This is a genomic window from Halomonas sabkhae (genome assembly GCF_030409265.1).
GTDB lineage: Bacteria > Pseudomonadota > Gammaproteobacteria > Pseudomonadales > Halomonadaceae > Halomonas > Halomonas halmophila.
In genome coordinates, this window is the sequence record NZ_JAUFPM010000006.1 from 92818 (window position 1) to 107274 (window position 14457).

12 protein-coding genes are annotated in these 14457 nt (G+C 66.2%); 5 read left to right on the top strand and 7 right to left on the bottom strand.

The features are described from left to right. Nucleotides 1-96 precede the first annotated feature (96 nt). Entirely contained in the window at nucleotides 97-2316 is a 2220-nt protein-coding gene (gene katG / locus QWY79_RS05045) for a catalase/peroxidase HPI (protein WP_290270515.1), read from the top strand. A gap of 99 nt (nucleotides 2317-2415) precedes the next feature. Here katG and QWY79_RS05050 read toward each other — a convergent pair whose 3' ends face one another. The 7 genes from QWY79_RS05050 to kynU form a co-directional block, all read right to left on the bottom strand. Next, nucleotides 2416-4167 carry a SulP family inorganic anion transporter gene (locus QWY79_RS05050; RefSeq protein ID WP_290270518.1) on the bottom strand — a complete coding sequence of 584 codons (1752 nt, stop codon included), beginning with the start codon at nucleotides 4165-4167 and terminating at the stop codon, nucleotides 2416-2418. Nucleotides 4168-4202: 35 nt separating this feature from the next. Beyond that, nucleotides 4203-5072 carry an MBL fold metallo-hydrolase gene (locus QWY79_RS05055; protein ID WP_290270520.1) on the bottom strand — a complete coding sequence of 290 codons (870 nt, stop codon included), beginning with the start codon at nucleotides 5070-5072 and terminating at the stop codon, nucleotides 4203-4205. A 227-nt stretch (nucleotides 5073-5299) separates the two neighbouring features. Beyond that, nucleotides 5300-6778: a protein adenylyltransferase SelO gene (locus QWY79_RS05060; protein WP_290270522.1), complete on the bottom strand. Its 1479-nt coding sequence runs from the start codon at nucleotides 6776-6778 to the stop codon at nucleotides 5300-5302. A 100-nt stretch (nucleotides 6779-6878) separates the two neighbouring features. Continuing rightward, nucleotides 6879-8207, bottom strand: coding sequence for a DUF2252 domain-containing protein (locus QWY79_RS05065; protein WP_290270525.1), 1329 nt, complete (start codon nucleotides 8205-8207; stop codon nucleotides 6879-6881). A 104-nt stretch (nucleotides 8208-8311) separates the two neighbouring features. After that, entirely contained in the window at nucleotides 8312-9172 is an 861-nt protein-coding gene (kynA, locus tag QWY79_RS05070; RefSeq protein WP_290270527.1) for a tryptophan 2,3-dioxygenase, read from the bottom strand. Then, nucleotides 9169-10011 (bottom strand): alpha/beta hydrolase, encoded by an 843-nt coding sequence (locus QWY79_RS05075; RefSeq protein WP_290270529.1) that lies wholly within the window; start codon nucleotides 10009-10011, stop codon nucleotides 9169-9171. The genes kynA and QWY79_RS05075 overlap by 4 nt, the downstream gene beginning before the upstream one ends. Continuing rightward, nucleotides 10011-11252 (bottom strand): kynureninase, encoded by a 1242-nt coding sequence (gene kynU, locus QWY79_RS05080; RefSeq protein ID WP_290270530.1) that lies wholly within the window; start codon nucleotides 11250-11252, stop codon nucleotides 10011-10013. The genes QWY79_RS05075 and kynU overlap by 1 nt, the downstream gene beginning before the upstream one ends. Before the next feature lie 177 nt (nucleotides 11253-11429). Here kynU and QWY79_RS05085 point away from each other — a divergent pair, with 177 nt between their 5' ends. The 4 genes from QWY79_RS05085 to QWY79_RS05100 all read left to right on the top strand — a co-directional run bounded on the left by QWY79_RS05085 (nucleotide 11430) and on the right by QWY79_RS05100 (nucleotide 14438). Next, complete coding sequence (locus tag QWY79_RS05085) at nucleotides 11430-11900, top strand: Lrp/AsnC family transcriptional regulator (protein ID WP_290270532.1); 471 nt, start codon at nucleotides 11430-11432, stop codon at nucleotides 11898-11900. Between the two features lie 92 nt (nucleotides 11901-11992). After that, nucleotides 11993-13477, top strand: a complete 1485-nt coding sequence (locus QWY79_RS05090) for a DNA-3-methyladenine glycosylase 2 family protein (RefSeq protein WP_290270535.1) — start codon at nucleotides 11993-11995, stop codon at nucleotides 13475-13477. Continuing rightward, complete coding sequence (locus QWY79_RS05095; protein WP_290270537.1) at nucleotides 13474-13962, top strand: methylated-DNA--[protein]-cysteine S-methyltransferase; 489 nt, start codon at nucleotides 13474-13476, stop codon at nucleotides 13960-13962. Before QWY79_RS05090 ends, QWY79_RS05095 begins: the two co-directional genes overlap by 4 nt. A 131-nt stretch (nucleotides 13963-14093) precedes the next feature. Continuing rightward, nucleotides 14094-14438, top strand: a complete 345-nt coding sequence (locus tag QWY79_RS05100; RefSeq protein ID WP_290270539.1) for an ArsR/SmtB family transcription factor — start codon at nucleotides 14094-14096, stop codon at nucleotides 14436-14438. Nucleotides 14439-14457: the final 19 nt, after the last annotated feature.

The following is a 14457-nucleotide window of genomic DNA, read 5'->3' on the forward strand; positions in this document are numbered from 1 at the left end:
AAACCGCGATTTCCTCGGGAAAGCCCCGGTTTCCGGCAGCAGGTTCTTTAACTGCGGCGTCACATCCAGGACCGTCAGCAATCGAGGAGATACACCATGAGCGAACATCACAACAGCGGGGCCGCCGGTCAGTGCCCCGTCATGCACGGCAGTAATACCAATGTTCGGGGCCAGGGCACGGAAAATCGTGACTGGTGGCCCAACCAGCTCAACATCGGCATCCTTCATCAGCACACCGGCAGCTCCAACCCGCTGGGTGAAGACTTCAACTACGCCGAGGAATTCAAGAAACTCGATCTTGCCGCGGTCAAGCAGGACCTCACCCGACTGATGACCGACTCCCAGGACTGGTGGCCGGCCGACTTCGGCCACTATGGCGGCCTGATGATTCGCATGGCCTGGCACAGCGCCGGCACCTACCGCATGGGTGATGGCCGTGGCGGGGCCGGTGGCGGCCAGCAACGCTTCGCGCCGCTCAACAGCTGGCCCGACAACGTCAACCTCGACAAGGCGCGTCGCCTGCTCTGGCCGATCAAGCAGAAGTACGGTAACAAAATCTCCTGGGCCGACCTCTATGTCCTGGCCGGCAATGTGGCTCTGGAATCCATGGGGCTCAAGACCTTCGGCTTCGCCGGCGGCCGCGAGGACACCTGGGAACCCGAGGACGACATCTACTGGGGCGCCGAAAAGGAATGGCTCGGCAGTGACGAGCGCATCGTCGACAAGCAGGAGCGGGAGCTCGAGAATCCGCTGGGCGCCACCCACATGGGCCTGATCTATGTGAACCCCGAGGGCCCCGAAGGCGAGCCCGACCCGGTCAAGGCCGCCCACGACATCCGCGAAACCTTCTCGCGCATGGCCATGGACGACGAAGAGACCGTGGCCCTGATCGCCGGCGGCCACACCTTCGGCAAGACCCATGGCGCGGGCACCGAGGAGCAGGTCGAGGCCGAACCGGAAGCCGCGCCCATCGAACAGATGGGACTGGGCTGGAAGAGCCGTCACGGCAAGGGCATGGGCGAAGACACCATGGGCGGCGGTCCCGAGGTCATCTGGTCCCAGACCCCCACCCAGTGGAGCAACTACTTCTTCGACAACCTCTTCGGCTATGAATGGGAGCTGACCAAGAGCCCGGCCGGCGCCTACCAGTTCATCGCCAAGGACGCGCGGGGCGATGAAATGCCCGGGCCCGAGCCCGACTCCCCGCGTCGCGCGCCGACCATGCTGGTCACCGACCTGTCGCTGCGTTACGACCCGGCCTACGAGAAGATCTCGCGGCGTTTCCACGAAAATCCGGAAGCCTTCGCCGATGCCTTCGCCCGGGCCTGGTTCAAGCTGACGCACCGCGACATGGGCCCCAAGGACCGCTACCTGGGCCCCGAAGTGCCCAGTGAAGACCTGATCTGGCAGGACCCGGTACCGCCCGTGGATCATGACCTGGTCGATGCCCAGGATGTCGCGGAACTCAAGCGCAAGCTGCTGGGGTCCGGCCTCACGGTCAGCGAGCTGGTCTATACCGCCTGGTCCTCCGCCAGCACCTTCCGTGGCTCCGACATGCGCGGCGGCGCCAACGGCGCCCGCATCCGCCTGGCGCCGCAGAAGGACTGGGAGGTCAACCAGCCGCAGCAGCTGGCCAAGGTGCTCGAGACCCTCGAAGGCATTCAGGACGACTTCAATGCTGCGCAGGCCGGCAACAAGCGCATCTCGCTGGCCGACCTGATCGTGCTCGGCGGCGGCGCCGCCATCGAGAAGGCCGCCCGCGAGGCCGGTCACGACATCGAAGTGCCCTTCTCGCCGGGTCGCACCGACGCCACCGATGCACAGACCGATGCCGACTCCTTCGAGGTGCTGCGTCCCGAGGCCGATGCCTTCCGCAATTATCGCCGCACCAGGTTCGCCATTCGCGACGAGGAAATGATGCTCGACCGCGCCCAGCTGCTGGGCCTCAGCGCCCCCGAGATGACAGTGCTGATGGGCGGCATGCGCGCGTTGGGCGCCAACTACGGTGACGTCAAGCACGGCATCCTGACGGACCGCCCCGGCAGCCTGACCAACGACTACTTCGTCAACCTGACCGACATGGCAACCGACTGGCAGGCGGTCTCCGACGAAGAAGACGTCTTTGAGGGCCGCGACCGCAAGACCGGCGAGGTCAAGTGGACCGCCACCCGGATCGATCTGGTATTCGGTGCCAATGCTCAGCTGCGGGCGCTGAGCGAAGTCTATGCCCAGGACGATGCCAAGCAGAAGTTCGTCAGGGACTTCGTCGCCGCCTGGAACAAGGTCATGAACGCCGACCGCTTCGACCTCGGCTGATCGCCACAGCGTCCGCCGGCCGGACTGAAACCACCGCAAGCCGCCTCGCCACCCCGAGGCGGCTTTTTTGGGTCCGGCGTTCGGCGCGCGCCTCTACGTTCAGGGGCCGACTCCCGTCCCCGACCCGCCATGGTCCGGCTGGCTACCTTCGTGCAGCGCACGCCAGGCCTCATAGGTGCTCAGGAAGACCTGCCCCGTCAGCTCATGACGAAAATCGGTCTGCTCCAGGCGATCCATGACCGGCCCCTTGACCTCGGCGAGATGCAGCGCCACCCCGGCATCCCGGAGACGACTGTTGATGGCTTCCAGGCTCTCCAGCGCCGAGGCATCGATCAGATTGACCGCCTGACAGGCCAGCACGACATGCGAGATTCCAGGTTGCCGGGCGACCAGCGCCATCACGGTATCCTCGAGATAGCGCGCATTGGCGAAATACAGGCTCTCGTCGACCCGCAGAATGCTCAACCGCTCATCGGTTTCCACCTCATGACGGCGCACATTGCGGAAGTGTTCGGTGCCCGGCACGCGCCCCACCACGGCACTGTGCGGCTGGCTGGTGCGATACAGATGCAGGCCCAGCGACAGGACCACGCCCGCCAGGATGCCGCTCTCCACGCCATGGAAGAGCGTCAGCAGCAGCGTCGCCAGCATGGCGATGCCATCGGCCCGCGAATAGGCCCAGGTGCGCTTGATCGCCGGCAGGTCGATCAGGGTGCTGACCGCCACGATGATGGTCGCGGCAAGCGTCGCCCTGGGAAGAAAGGCCAGCGGCTCGGTCAGGGTCAGGGCCGCCACGCCGATACCCAGCGCCGTCAAGGCGCCCGCCAGGGGAGTTACTGCCCCGGCCTCGAAGTTGACCACCGAGCGCGAAAAGCCGCCGGAAACCGGGGCCCCACCACTGACACCGGCCCCCAGGTTGGCCATGCCCAGGGCAATCAACTCCTGATTGGGATCGATGCGCTGGCGTCGCTTGGCCGCCAGGGTCTGGGCCACCGACACCGATTCGACAAAGCCCACCAGGCTGATCAGCAACGCCGCCGGCAGCAGAGCCGACCAAAGGTCGGCCTCCAGTGAGGGCATCGCCAGTGCGGGCAGGCCGCCGGGCACCTCCCCCACCAGCGCGACCCCGCGCTCCCCCAGGTTGAGCCACCAGGCCAGCAGGGTGGTGACGACCACCGCCGAGACCGGCGCCGCCCTGGTCAGCAGGCCGGCCACAGCGTCTGCCAGCCCGAGGCGCATCAGACCGGACTTCAGGTAGCGACGACTCAGCAGGAGATAGGCCCAGACCCCCAACCCCATCATCAGCGTGACCCCGTTGAGGGTATCCAGTCGCTCGAACAGTGACGTAGCCATCTCCAGGAGGTTATGCCCGGACGCCTCGATCCCGAGGATATGGCCCAGCTGGCTGGCGGCGATGAGCAGGCCGGAGGCCGTGACGAACCCGGAAATCACCGGGTGGCTGAGAAAGTTGGCCAGAAAGCCCAGTCGCAGCACTCCCATGCCGACCAGCATCAGGCCGGACAGCGCGGCCAGTACCAGCGCCGCGCCGACATACTCGGCACTGCCCGGCTCGGCAATACCGGCCAGCGCCGACGCCGTCATCAGCGAGGCGACCGCCACCGGGCCCACCGCCAGAGTGGCACTGGTGCCAAGCAAGGCATACAACACCAGTGGCAGCATGCTGGCATAGAGCCCCACCTCCGGCGGCAGGCCGGCCAGCAATGCATACGCCAGCGCCTGCGGCACCAGCATCAGGGTCACGATCACGGCCGCCAGGCCATCCCGGGCCAGGGTCTCGGCGCGATAGCCCTTGAGCCAACCCAGCAGCGGTATCCATCGTTCGAGTGTCATCCAGCGAGCGCCTTGTGTCAGATCTCGGCCAGGCATCAAAACAGGTTCAGCGGCACCTTGAGATAGACCTGACCATTATCCTCGGCAGGCGGCATCCGGCCGGCCCGCATGTTGACCTGCACGGCGGGCAGAATCAGGCGCGGCATGTTCAGGGTCGCATCTCGCTCGGTGCGCATCCTGACGAAAGCCTCCTCGCTGACGCCCTCATGCACATGGATGTTGTGCTCACGCTGCTCGGCGACGGTGGTGGAATGCCGGGACTCGTCGCGTCCCGGTGTAGGGTAGTCGTGACACAGGAAAAGACGCGTTTCGGCAGGCAGCGACAGCACCTTCTGAATCGAGCGGTAGAGGGTCCGGGCATCGCCGCCGGGGAAATCGCAGCGCGCCGTGCCATAGTCGGTCATGAACAGGGTATCGCCGACAAAGGCCGCATCACCGATCACATAGGTCAGACAGGCCGGTGTGTGCCCCGGCGTATGCAGCACGCGTCCTTCCAGTTGACCGATGGCAAGGGTATCGCCTTCCTCGAAGAGGCGATCGAACTGACTGCCATCACGTTGAAACGCAGTGCCGGCGTTGAAGGCCTTGCCGAAGACTTCCTGCACCAGGGTGATATTGGCACCGATGCCCGTGCGACCGCCGAGCCGTTCATGCAGGTACGGCGCCGCCGACAGATGATCGGCATGCACATGGGTCTCGAGAACCCACTCCACCTGCAAGGCGTTGTCCTCGACAAAGGCCACAATCTCGTTGGCCGAGCGCACGTCGGTACGCCCCGCCGCATAATCGAAGTCCAACACCGAATCGAGAATGGCGCAGGCATGGCTGTCGGGATCCTGAACCACGTAACTGAAGGTATGCGTGGGTTCATCGAAAAAGGCGGTGACGATGGGCTGTCGAGACATGCGATCTACTCCTCTTGCGGCCACGACCAGGGTGTCGTGAGGCGGGCCGTCAGGCCGTCATGACAGCATAACCCAACTTTTCAGTCTAACCTTAGATCGATTAGCTATTAAAATAATTCCCATCATGGCAGCCTGCTTGACTCACCGACGCTGCATGACACAGCGCCCGACTCCCCTGAGGGCATCGGGCGCAGAGGGGACCCTCTCAGGAACCGCCGGTAGGGCTATCAGGTGCCGCAGAAGGTGCGCAGCACCCGCTCTTCGTCGCACGGGGGACGGGTGTAGTCCACCTCGCCGGCGGGCGTCGTGTAGGGATTGGTGACCGCGGCCAGCAACGCCTCGAAGGGGCCGAAGTCGTCCTGCTCGGCGGCGGCAATGGCCTCGGCGACGCGGTGATTGCGCGGCACCACGGCGGGATTGGTGGCCTGCAGGCGCGCCACGATGTCGGCGTGCGACACGCCTTCACGCGCCAGGCGTTCGCGCCAGCGCGGCAGCCAGGCGTCCAGCGCCTCGCGCTGCTCGAATTCGCCGCTGAGCCTGGCCGTTTCACCGCCGGCCTCCACGGCATCGGCCAGATAGCGAAAGCTCAGATGAAAGTCGGCACGCCCCTGCTGCATGGCATCCAGCAGCTCCTGGGCCAGCTCGCCATCGCCGTCTTCCTCGGTGGCAAGCCCCAGCTTGGCACGCATGACCTGGCGCCAGCTGGCCTCATAGCGATCGGCGAGGTCGCGAATGATCGGCGTGGCACGCTCCACGGCGCGATCACTGTCGCTGTCGATCAGCGGCACCAGGGTCTCGGCGAAACGGGCCAGGTTCCACTGCAGGACCACGGGCTGATTGACGTAGGCATAGCGCCCCTGCTCGTCGATGGAGCTGAAGACGGTGCGCGGGTTGAACCTGTCCATGAAGGCACAGGGGCCATAATCGATGGTTTCCCCGGAAATGGCGGTGTTATCGGTGTTCATGACGCCATGAATGAAACCGACGCCCATCCAGCGCGCCACCAGCTCGGCCTGACGCTCCGCCACGGCATCCAGCAGCGCCAGATAGCGTTCGCCATCATCGGTCAGCGTCTGCAGATGCGGGTAGTGCCGCTCGATGGCTTCATCGGCCAGCAGGCGCAGCGCCTCGGTATCGCCGCGCGCGGCGAAGTACTGGAAGGTGCCGACCCGCAGATGGCTGGCGGCGACCCGCGTCATGACGGCTCCCGGCTCCGGCACACCGCGCACCACGCGCTCGCCGGTGGTCACCGCCGCCAATGCCCGGCTGGTCGGCACACCCAGCGCATGCATGGCCTCGCTGACCAGGTATTCACGCAGCACCGGCCCCAGTGGCGAACGGCCATCGCCACCACGCGAAAAGGGAGTGCGCCCACTGCCCTTGAGCTGGATATCCCGATATCGCCCGTGTTGATCGATCACCTCGCCCAGCAGCAGTGCACGGCCATCGCCCAGTTGCGGCACGAAGTTGGCGAACTGGTGGCCGGCATAGGCCATGGCCACCGGCTCGGCGCCCTCCGGGGTGCGATTGCCCGAGAACACCTGGGTGGCCTGCTCGTCATCATAGCCTTGAAGATCGAAACCGAGCTCTTCGGCAAGCGGCCGATTGAAGGCAAACAGCCGCGGCGACGCCACTTGCGTCGGCTGGCAGAGCGCACGCATGTGATCGGGAAAGCGGGCGTAACGCAGGGAAAAGCTCGGGAACATGACGCCTCCTGTGCAGCAGGGCTCAACAGCTTGAGCATGGGGCCGGCCACCCTACCACTCGGCGGCGGGCTCGGAAACGCCAGCCGCCGTCTCCGAGGCGTCAGTCCTGCGGCGTCCCGGCTGGCTCGGCCAGGCTATCGACGAAGGTACGGTAGTCCTGGGCAACGCACTGGGCATAGCTGACGGCCAGGGTGGCGATCATGTCGGCAAAGTGCTCTTCCTGGCCCTCGATCAGCGCGCAGACGTTGCGCGCGAAGCAGCCCGGGTCATCCGGGTACAGGGCCTGGGCGCCGCGCAGATGCTCACGGGCCAGGATCCGCCCCCAGCGCTTGACCAGCTTGCGGTAGTCCTTGCTGCTGTCCAGCTTGTGGGTCGGGAAGTCGTCCTTGAAGGGCGAGCGCTCGCGCACCGAGAAGACGGTATCGCCCAGGTGCAACCAGCCGAGGTACGGGTCGGGATGCTCGGCAATGGCACGGAAGGCGGCCGCATGGCGGGCCCCTTCGTGGGGAAAGGCACGCCGCCAGGTGCGTTTCTCGGCGGCACTCAGCAGGTGCCAGCCCTCCGGCGCGGTCTGCTGCTTGACGTCGAGAATCACGTCATCGTGTTCATGGTCGCGCCCGCCCTCGATCAGCACATAGAAACGGTCCAGGCCGAGCGAGCCAGTGCCGGCGTCCAGGCGACGCGCCATGTCCTTGATGGTGAAGTGCGAGGCATCGGCCTCGGCATGTTCGCTCTGCAGGGTCTGGCAGTATTCCTCCTCGATGGCCTTGCGCAACTGGCTGGCCAGATGCGCCGGCAGACTGGCCAGCTTCTCCGGGCGGTCCGCGAAGCGCCGTCCGTCATCGGTCTGCTGCGTCCACTTGTCGAGCATCTTGGCTCGGCTGCGCTTCTTGGCCACCTTCTTGAGGAAGGGTTCCACCGGCCCCTTGGCCGTCTCCAGGGTCACGCCGTCCGGCGATTCGCCATTCTGGTGCTTGTCGAGCTCATCGTGATAGCTCTCGGTCAGGGCCGCCAGGGCCTTGTAGATATCCTTGGGCGAGAGGCCGACATTTTCCCGCGCATCCAGCACCAGGCTGGCGGCCAGGCGCCAGAGGTCGTACTGGTAATCGCCGATCATGGCGTCATCGAAATCGTCCATGCCATAACGCACATTGTCATCATGGCTGCCGTAGGCCCCGAAGTTGTAGGCATGCGCATCGCCCTGCAACCAAGTCTGGGTCTCCGGCAGACCGCCATACAGGGCGAAGCGCCAGTCATGCCAGACATCATCCCAGTAGAGGTGGTTGGTGCCCCGGAAGAAGCTGTAGGGCGACTCGGCCATCTTGAGGTACTTGGCCTCGCGATCCGCCTCGGCCAGCTCGGCATTGGCCGACTTCACGGCATCCAGCACCTGGCGGGGACGGTTGTGACGGGTAAGAGGTTGCGACATCTGACATCTCCGTATGATCGGCAACGGCCGAAGTGGCTTCAACACAGTCAAGCAAGCCGTGGGCCACCAGGCAAGTCGCCGAACAAAATCCCTGCAAAGCCGGGCTACAGGGAAGTTCGGACCGACCAGAGTTCGGGGAAGAACTTCAACTCGAGCGCCTTCTGCAGATAGCCCACCCCCGAGGTGCCGCCGGTGCCGCTCTTGTGGCCGATAATCCGCTCCACGGTTTTCATGTGGCTGAAACGCCACTTGTGGAAGTTGTACTCGGTATCGATGAGCTTTTCCGCCAGCTCATAAAGCTCCCAGTGCCCTTCCGTGTCGGCGTAGATCTCCGCCCAGACGGCCTCCACGGCGACCGAGGCGCTATAGGGCTGCGACCAGTCGCGCTCCAGCACCGCGTCCGGCAGGTCGAAGCCGCGCCGCGCCAGCAACTGCAGGCTGACGTCATACAGGCTCGGCGCGTTCAGCACGGCCGCGAGCCGTTCGAAGCGGGCCGGATGCGCCCGATGTGCGCGAAGCATGCCAGGATGCTTGTTACCCATCAGAAACTCCAGCTCGCGATACTGATAGGACTGGAAGCCGGAGCTCTGACCGAGGCTGTCACGGAAGCTCGCATAATCGCTGGGCGTCATGGTGACCAGCACCTCCCAGGCCTGAATCATCTGCTCCTGGATGCGCGCCACCCGGCTGAGCATCTTGAACGCCGGCCTGAGCTGGTCCGCCGCAATGTGCCGGGCCGCCGCATGCGCTTCGTGGAGACACTGCTTGAGCCACAGCTCGGAGACCTGATGGATGACCACGAACAGCATCTCATCATGCGCCCCGGACAGTGGCTGCTGACAGGCCAGCAAGGGCTCGAGCTGCAGGTACTCGCCGTAACTCATGTCCTGATCCCAGTGAACGCGGGTCTCATCCTCCAGGTTAACGGCGCCCCGCGGTGTCGGGCTCTCGTCGGAATGACTCATGCGACTCCTCCTGATGCCGGGCATGACGGCCCGGTTGTCGGTATGGCGGGGGGCAAGTGGTGCGGCTCATCCGCGAGCCGTTCCAGAATGTCGAAGTGGTCACAGCCGTCGCGCAGTCTGAGCCGACAGGGCAGGTCCGCCGCCCTGGCCTGTTGCACGAGGCACTCGCTCTGGGCGCGAAAGGCCGGCGGATCATGTTCGCCGCACAGCAGACCTAGCGGTGGCAGTCCCTGAAGCGACCGGCACAGCGGACTCAGCTGCGCGGCGCGCCCGTGATCCAGCCCCAGGGGCGCATTGATACAGGTATCCACCAGCGGCCGCAGGTCGTAAATGCCGCTGATCAACCACAAGGAGTCGATCGCGGTGAGCCGCGGCTCGCCCAGACAGCTCATCAGCGCCAGGTGGGCGCCGGCACTGTGTCCCCCGAGATGGACCCGTATGCCGGGATAGCGGGCGCTCAGGGCGTCCTGCAAGCGGGTGACCGCGCGCCGCACGGCCTCTACCATGGCCTCGATGGAAGCCCCGGGCGCCAGCGGATAATCCACGGACGCAAAGGCCCAGCCGGCCGCCAGCCAGGACTCGGCCAGGAAGTCGGTTGCCGAGGCATCCAGCTCCTGCCAGTAACCGCCATGCAGAAACACCATCAGCCCCCGGGGCTGGCCCGACGGCGGCACAAAGAGGTTGATCCCCTCCCCGGCCCCCGCTCCATAGCGCAAAGGCTGTGGTGGGTGGCGTTCACGCAGGCGGACTCCCAGTTCGGCCTGGCGTGCCAGCGTGGCCTGTGGGGCACGCGCCCAGCGGCTCGGCAAGTAAGCCTGCTCCCGCTCGGCGCCCGCCATCAGGTCACCTCCGAGCGCACCTGAAAACGCTCTGCCCGATATTCGCCGCTCTCCACCACCTCGCGGAAGTGCCGCGCGGCCTGCCAGACATCCTCGTGGCTCAGGTAGAGCGGCGCAAAACCGAAGCGCATCAGGCCTGGCTCGCGATAATCGCCGATCACCCCGCGGGCGATCAGTGCCTGAACAATGGCAAAGCCGTGCTCGCCGGCCACCAGCGACACCTGGCTGCCCCGCGCCTCGGGCGCCGGGGTGATGTCCTCGATGCCGTGGGCCGCAAAGACATCGGCCAGGCACGCCCGGAACAGCTCGGTCAGCGCCAGGCTCTTGTCGCGCAGCGCCGCCATGTCGACCCGCGCCCACATCGCCAGCGAAGCCTCCAGCGCACTATAGGCCAGCGCCGAGTGGGTACCGGTGCGAAAGCGGGTCAGGTCGGCGGCCGGCGCATAGTCCGGCGCGAAGGCGAACGGCGCGGCATGGCCGTGCCAGCCCGACAGCGGCTGCCAGCCGCGGGTCTGATAATCGCGCCGCACATGCACGAAGCCCGGCGCCCCCGGCCCGCCATTCAGATACTTGTAGGTACAACCAACCGCGTAGCGCACATCGCAGGCGTTGAGTGCCACCGGCAGCGCCCCGGCCGAGTGGGCCAGGTCCCAGATGACCTCCGCGCCATGGTCATGCACCAGCCGCGTGGTGTCCGCCATGTCGCGCAGGGCCCCGGTGCGATAGTTGACCTGACTGAGCACCACCACATCGACGCCCTCGAGGTGCGACTCCAGCGGTGCGCCCTCCGGCAGCACCCGGTGCTCATGAGCGGCCAGATGGCTGAACCCCTCGGCGATGTAGCCATCGGCTGGAAAATTGCCGCCCTCACTCAATACCACGCCACGCCCCGCCCGGCCGCTCTCGCTCCCCGGACCAAGGATGTAGCCCAGCAGCTTGAAGAGGTTGAGGGTAATGTTGTCGGTGACCAGCACCTCGTCTTCGCCGGCGCCCAGCACGGGCGCGAGCAGCCGCCCGAGTCGTTCGGGCGCATCGAACCAGCCCTGATTCCAGCCGCCGATCAGCTCGTCGCGCCATTGATCCAGGGTCCCGGCGACGGCCTGACGCGCCGCCAACGGCTGAGCGCCGAGCGAATTGCCATCCAGATAGAGCACGCCTTCCGGCAGCGCGAAGTGCGCCTTCCAGGCGCCAAGCGGATCCTGGCGATCGCGTTGACGCGCATCTTCGAGTGAAACGGACATGGGCAAGCCTCCAGAGGGTCAGGACAGGGTCGGCCGGGAACCCGACGCCATGCCGCGAACATTGCGGCCGACCTGACCACCATTCTAGAGAAACCGGCGTGGAAGAGGCTTGCGTTTTCCTGCTCTTTCGCCAGAATCAACGCAATACTTTTGCATCACACAACTGAAAACAAGCGAATGATTGCACTGGACCGATTCGACCTGAAAATTCTGCATGACATGCAGCGTGATGCCCGCCTGACGCTCGGCCAGCTTGCCGAAGCCGTCAGCCTCTCGGTCAGCCAGTGCTCGCGACGCCTGGCGCGGCTCGAGCGGGAGGGCGTGATCCAGGGCTACTCGCTGCGCTTGTCCGCCGATGCCCTGGGGCTTGCCGTCACGGCCTTTATCTTTCTTTCCATGGACAAGCGCCTGATGGGCGACCCACAGGGCGTCGTGGCCAGCCTGCTGGAACGCGACGAAGTCATCGAATGCCATACCGTCACCGGGCAGCACGACTTCATTCTCAAGGTTTGTGTAGAGAGTCTGAGCGCCCTCTCCGCCTTCCTCGCCAATGTCGTCAGCCCCATGGAAGGCCTTAACGACATCGCCACCCAGGTCGCCATGGACACCCTGAAGACCAATGGCCCGCTCAGCACCCAGCGGGAGTGATGACCTCCCTGGCATCACCTCCGATTCCGGCCGGTTTTACCCGGCAGGCGCGCTACACTGCAGGCTGACGCATGAGCCAGGAGGAAGCAGGCGTGAAGCCGAGGATGGATGACACCAGCGCACCCGGTCCGGGGATGCTGCCCGAGCTGACCACGGAGCAATGCCGACAGGCACGGCTCGCGCGAGATGCCCGCTTCGACGGCCGCTTCTTCGTCGCGGTGCACAGCACCGGCATCTACTGCCGGCCGATCTGCCCGGCGCTGCCCTCCCGCGAGAGCCGTGTGCGTTACTATCCGAGTGCCCTGGCCGCCGCCGAGGCCGGCTTCCGCCCCTGTTTGCGCTGCCGGCCGGACAGCGCCCCGCATTCCCCGGCCTGGCGAGGCAGCCGCACGACCTTCGAGCGCGCCCTGCGGCTGATCGACGAGGGTGCCCTGCGCGAGGGCAGCCTGGGGGAGCTGTGCGAGCGGCTGGGCATCGGCGAGCGCTACCTGCGGCAACTCTTCCAGCAGCACCTCGGCGTCGCGCCGAAGACCTACGCCCTGCACCGCCAGTGCCTGTTTGCCAAGCAACTGCTGCATCAGACCTCGCTGCCCGTCACCGAAGTGGCCCATGCGAGTGGCTTTCACAGTCTGCGACGCTTCAATGACGCCTTTCGTCGGCATATCCGGCTGGCCCCGCGTGAGCTGCGCCGCCGCGGACAGGACGCCGGCGATGGCCTGACCCTGAGCCTCGCCTACCGGCCACCCTATGCCTGGCAGCCGCTCCACGACTTCCATCGCCAACGTGCCATCGAGGGGCTGGAGTGGGTCGGCGAACATCACTATGGCCGCCATGTGAGCTGGGGCGATGCCCGCGGCTGGTTCACCGCCGAGCATCACCCCGAGGAGCACGCCTTCCGCGTACGACTCGAGCTCGACGACCTGTCCGTGCTGCCCCAGGTGGTGCAACAGATCCGCCGCGTGCTCGACCTGGATGCCGACACCCATACCATCGAAGCGCATCTGACAGGGCTGCTGCCCGAGCTGCCGCTGGTCGAAGGATTGCGCCTGCCCGGTGTGTGGTCGCCCTTCGAGGCCGGCGTGCGGGCCATCCTCGGTCAGCAGGTGTCGATCACCGCCGCCCGGCAGCTGGTCAGCCGGTTGGTCGCGCAACTCGGCGAGCCCACCGCGCAGGGCCGATACTTCCCCACGCCCGCCCGGGTCGCCGCCAGCGAACTCGACTTCCTGCGCATGCCCGGCGCCCGCAAGGCCACCCTGCAACGCTTGGCCGCCGCCTTTGCCGAGCCCGAGCGGATGGCGGACCCACTGCAGTGGACCAGCCTCAAGGGCATCGGCCCCTGGACCGCCCGCTATGCCGCCATGCGCGGCACCGGCCACCCGGATATCTGGCTGGAAGGCGATGCCGGAGTGCGCCGCGCGCTCGGCCACCTGGGCGAATACGACCCGGCCGGGGCCGCGCCCTGGCGCAGCTACCTGACCCTCCAGCTATGGGCGCAGCCGCCGGCGCGCGATACGCTGGAGGCATCGACTCGCGACACTCACGTCCCGCATGCGACGGACAAGGAGGCAACCCCATGAGCCAGGCGCTCGACTACTTCGAACCCCCGCAGCGCGACGCGCTGGGCCTGATCAAGCTGACCGCCAACGCCCGCGGCCTCACCGAGATCGCCTTCGTCCAGAGCCAGGACGGCGAACCCAAGCCCAGCGAGGTAACGGATCGCGCGCGCCAGCAACTGGCCGAGTACTTCGATGGCCAGCGCCACGCCTTCGACCTGCCGCTCGCGCCCATCGGCACCGACTTCCAGCGGCGTGTCTGGGACGCCCTGTCGACCATTCCCTTCGGCGAGACGCGCAACTACGGTGAAATCGCCGACCAGCTCCGCTGCAAGGGCGGCCAGCGCGCCGTCGGCAACGCCAATGGCAAGAACCCGCTGGCCATCGTCGTGCCCTGCCACCGCGTCATCGGCAGCGATGGCAGCCTCACCGGCTATGCCGGCGGCATCGGCCGCAAGCAATGGCTGCTGGCCCACGAAGCCGGCGAGGTGCCCTTCGAGCTGGGCTGAGACAGCCGTGGGGTGCCAGGGCCTTGCGCCCTCCGCACCCCGCTCGCGAGACCGCTGGATACACTGTCATGCAACCTTCCATTGCATTCGCTCAATATGTCTGTAATTCTCGACATATGGACAATAGCTGCTTGATCGATGTTTTCTCCGCCCTGTCGCAGTCGACGCGCCTCGAGACGTTCCGGCTGCTGGTGCGTCACGAGCCGGACGGCCTGCCCGCCGGTGATATCGCCCGTGAGCTGGATGTGCCGCATAACACCATGTCGACACACCTGGGCGTACTGGCCCGGGCCGGCCTGGTGACCTCGCGCCGCCAGAGTCGCTCGGTCATCTACCGCGCCTGTCTCGAGCACCTGCAAGGCACTCTGGATGCCCTGCTGCGCGATTGCTGTGCCGGCAACCCTGACGCCTGCGACACCTCAGCAGCGGCATCGCCGACTACCCGCGACGAACCGGGCTCGCCCCCCTCGAGCTGAGCGACTCTTCCACCGAAGC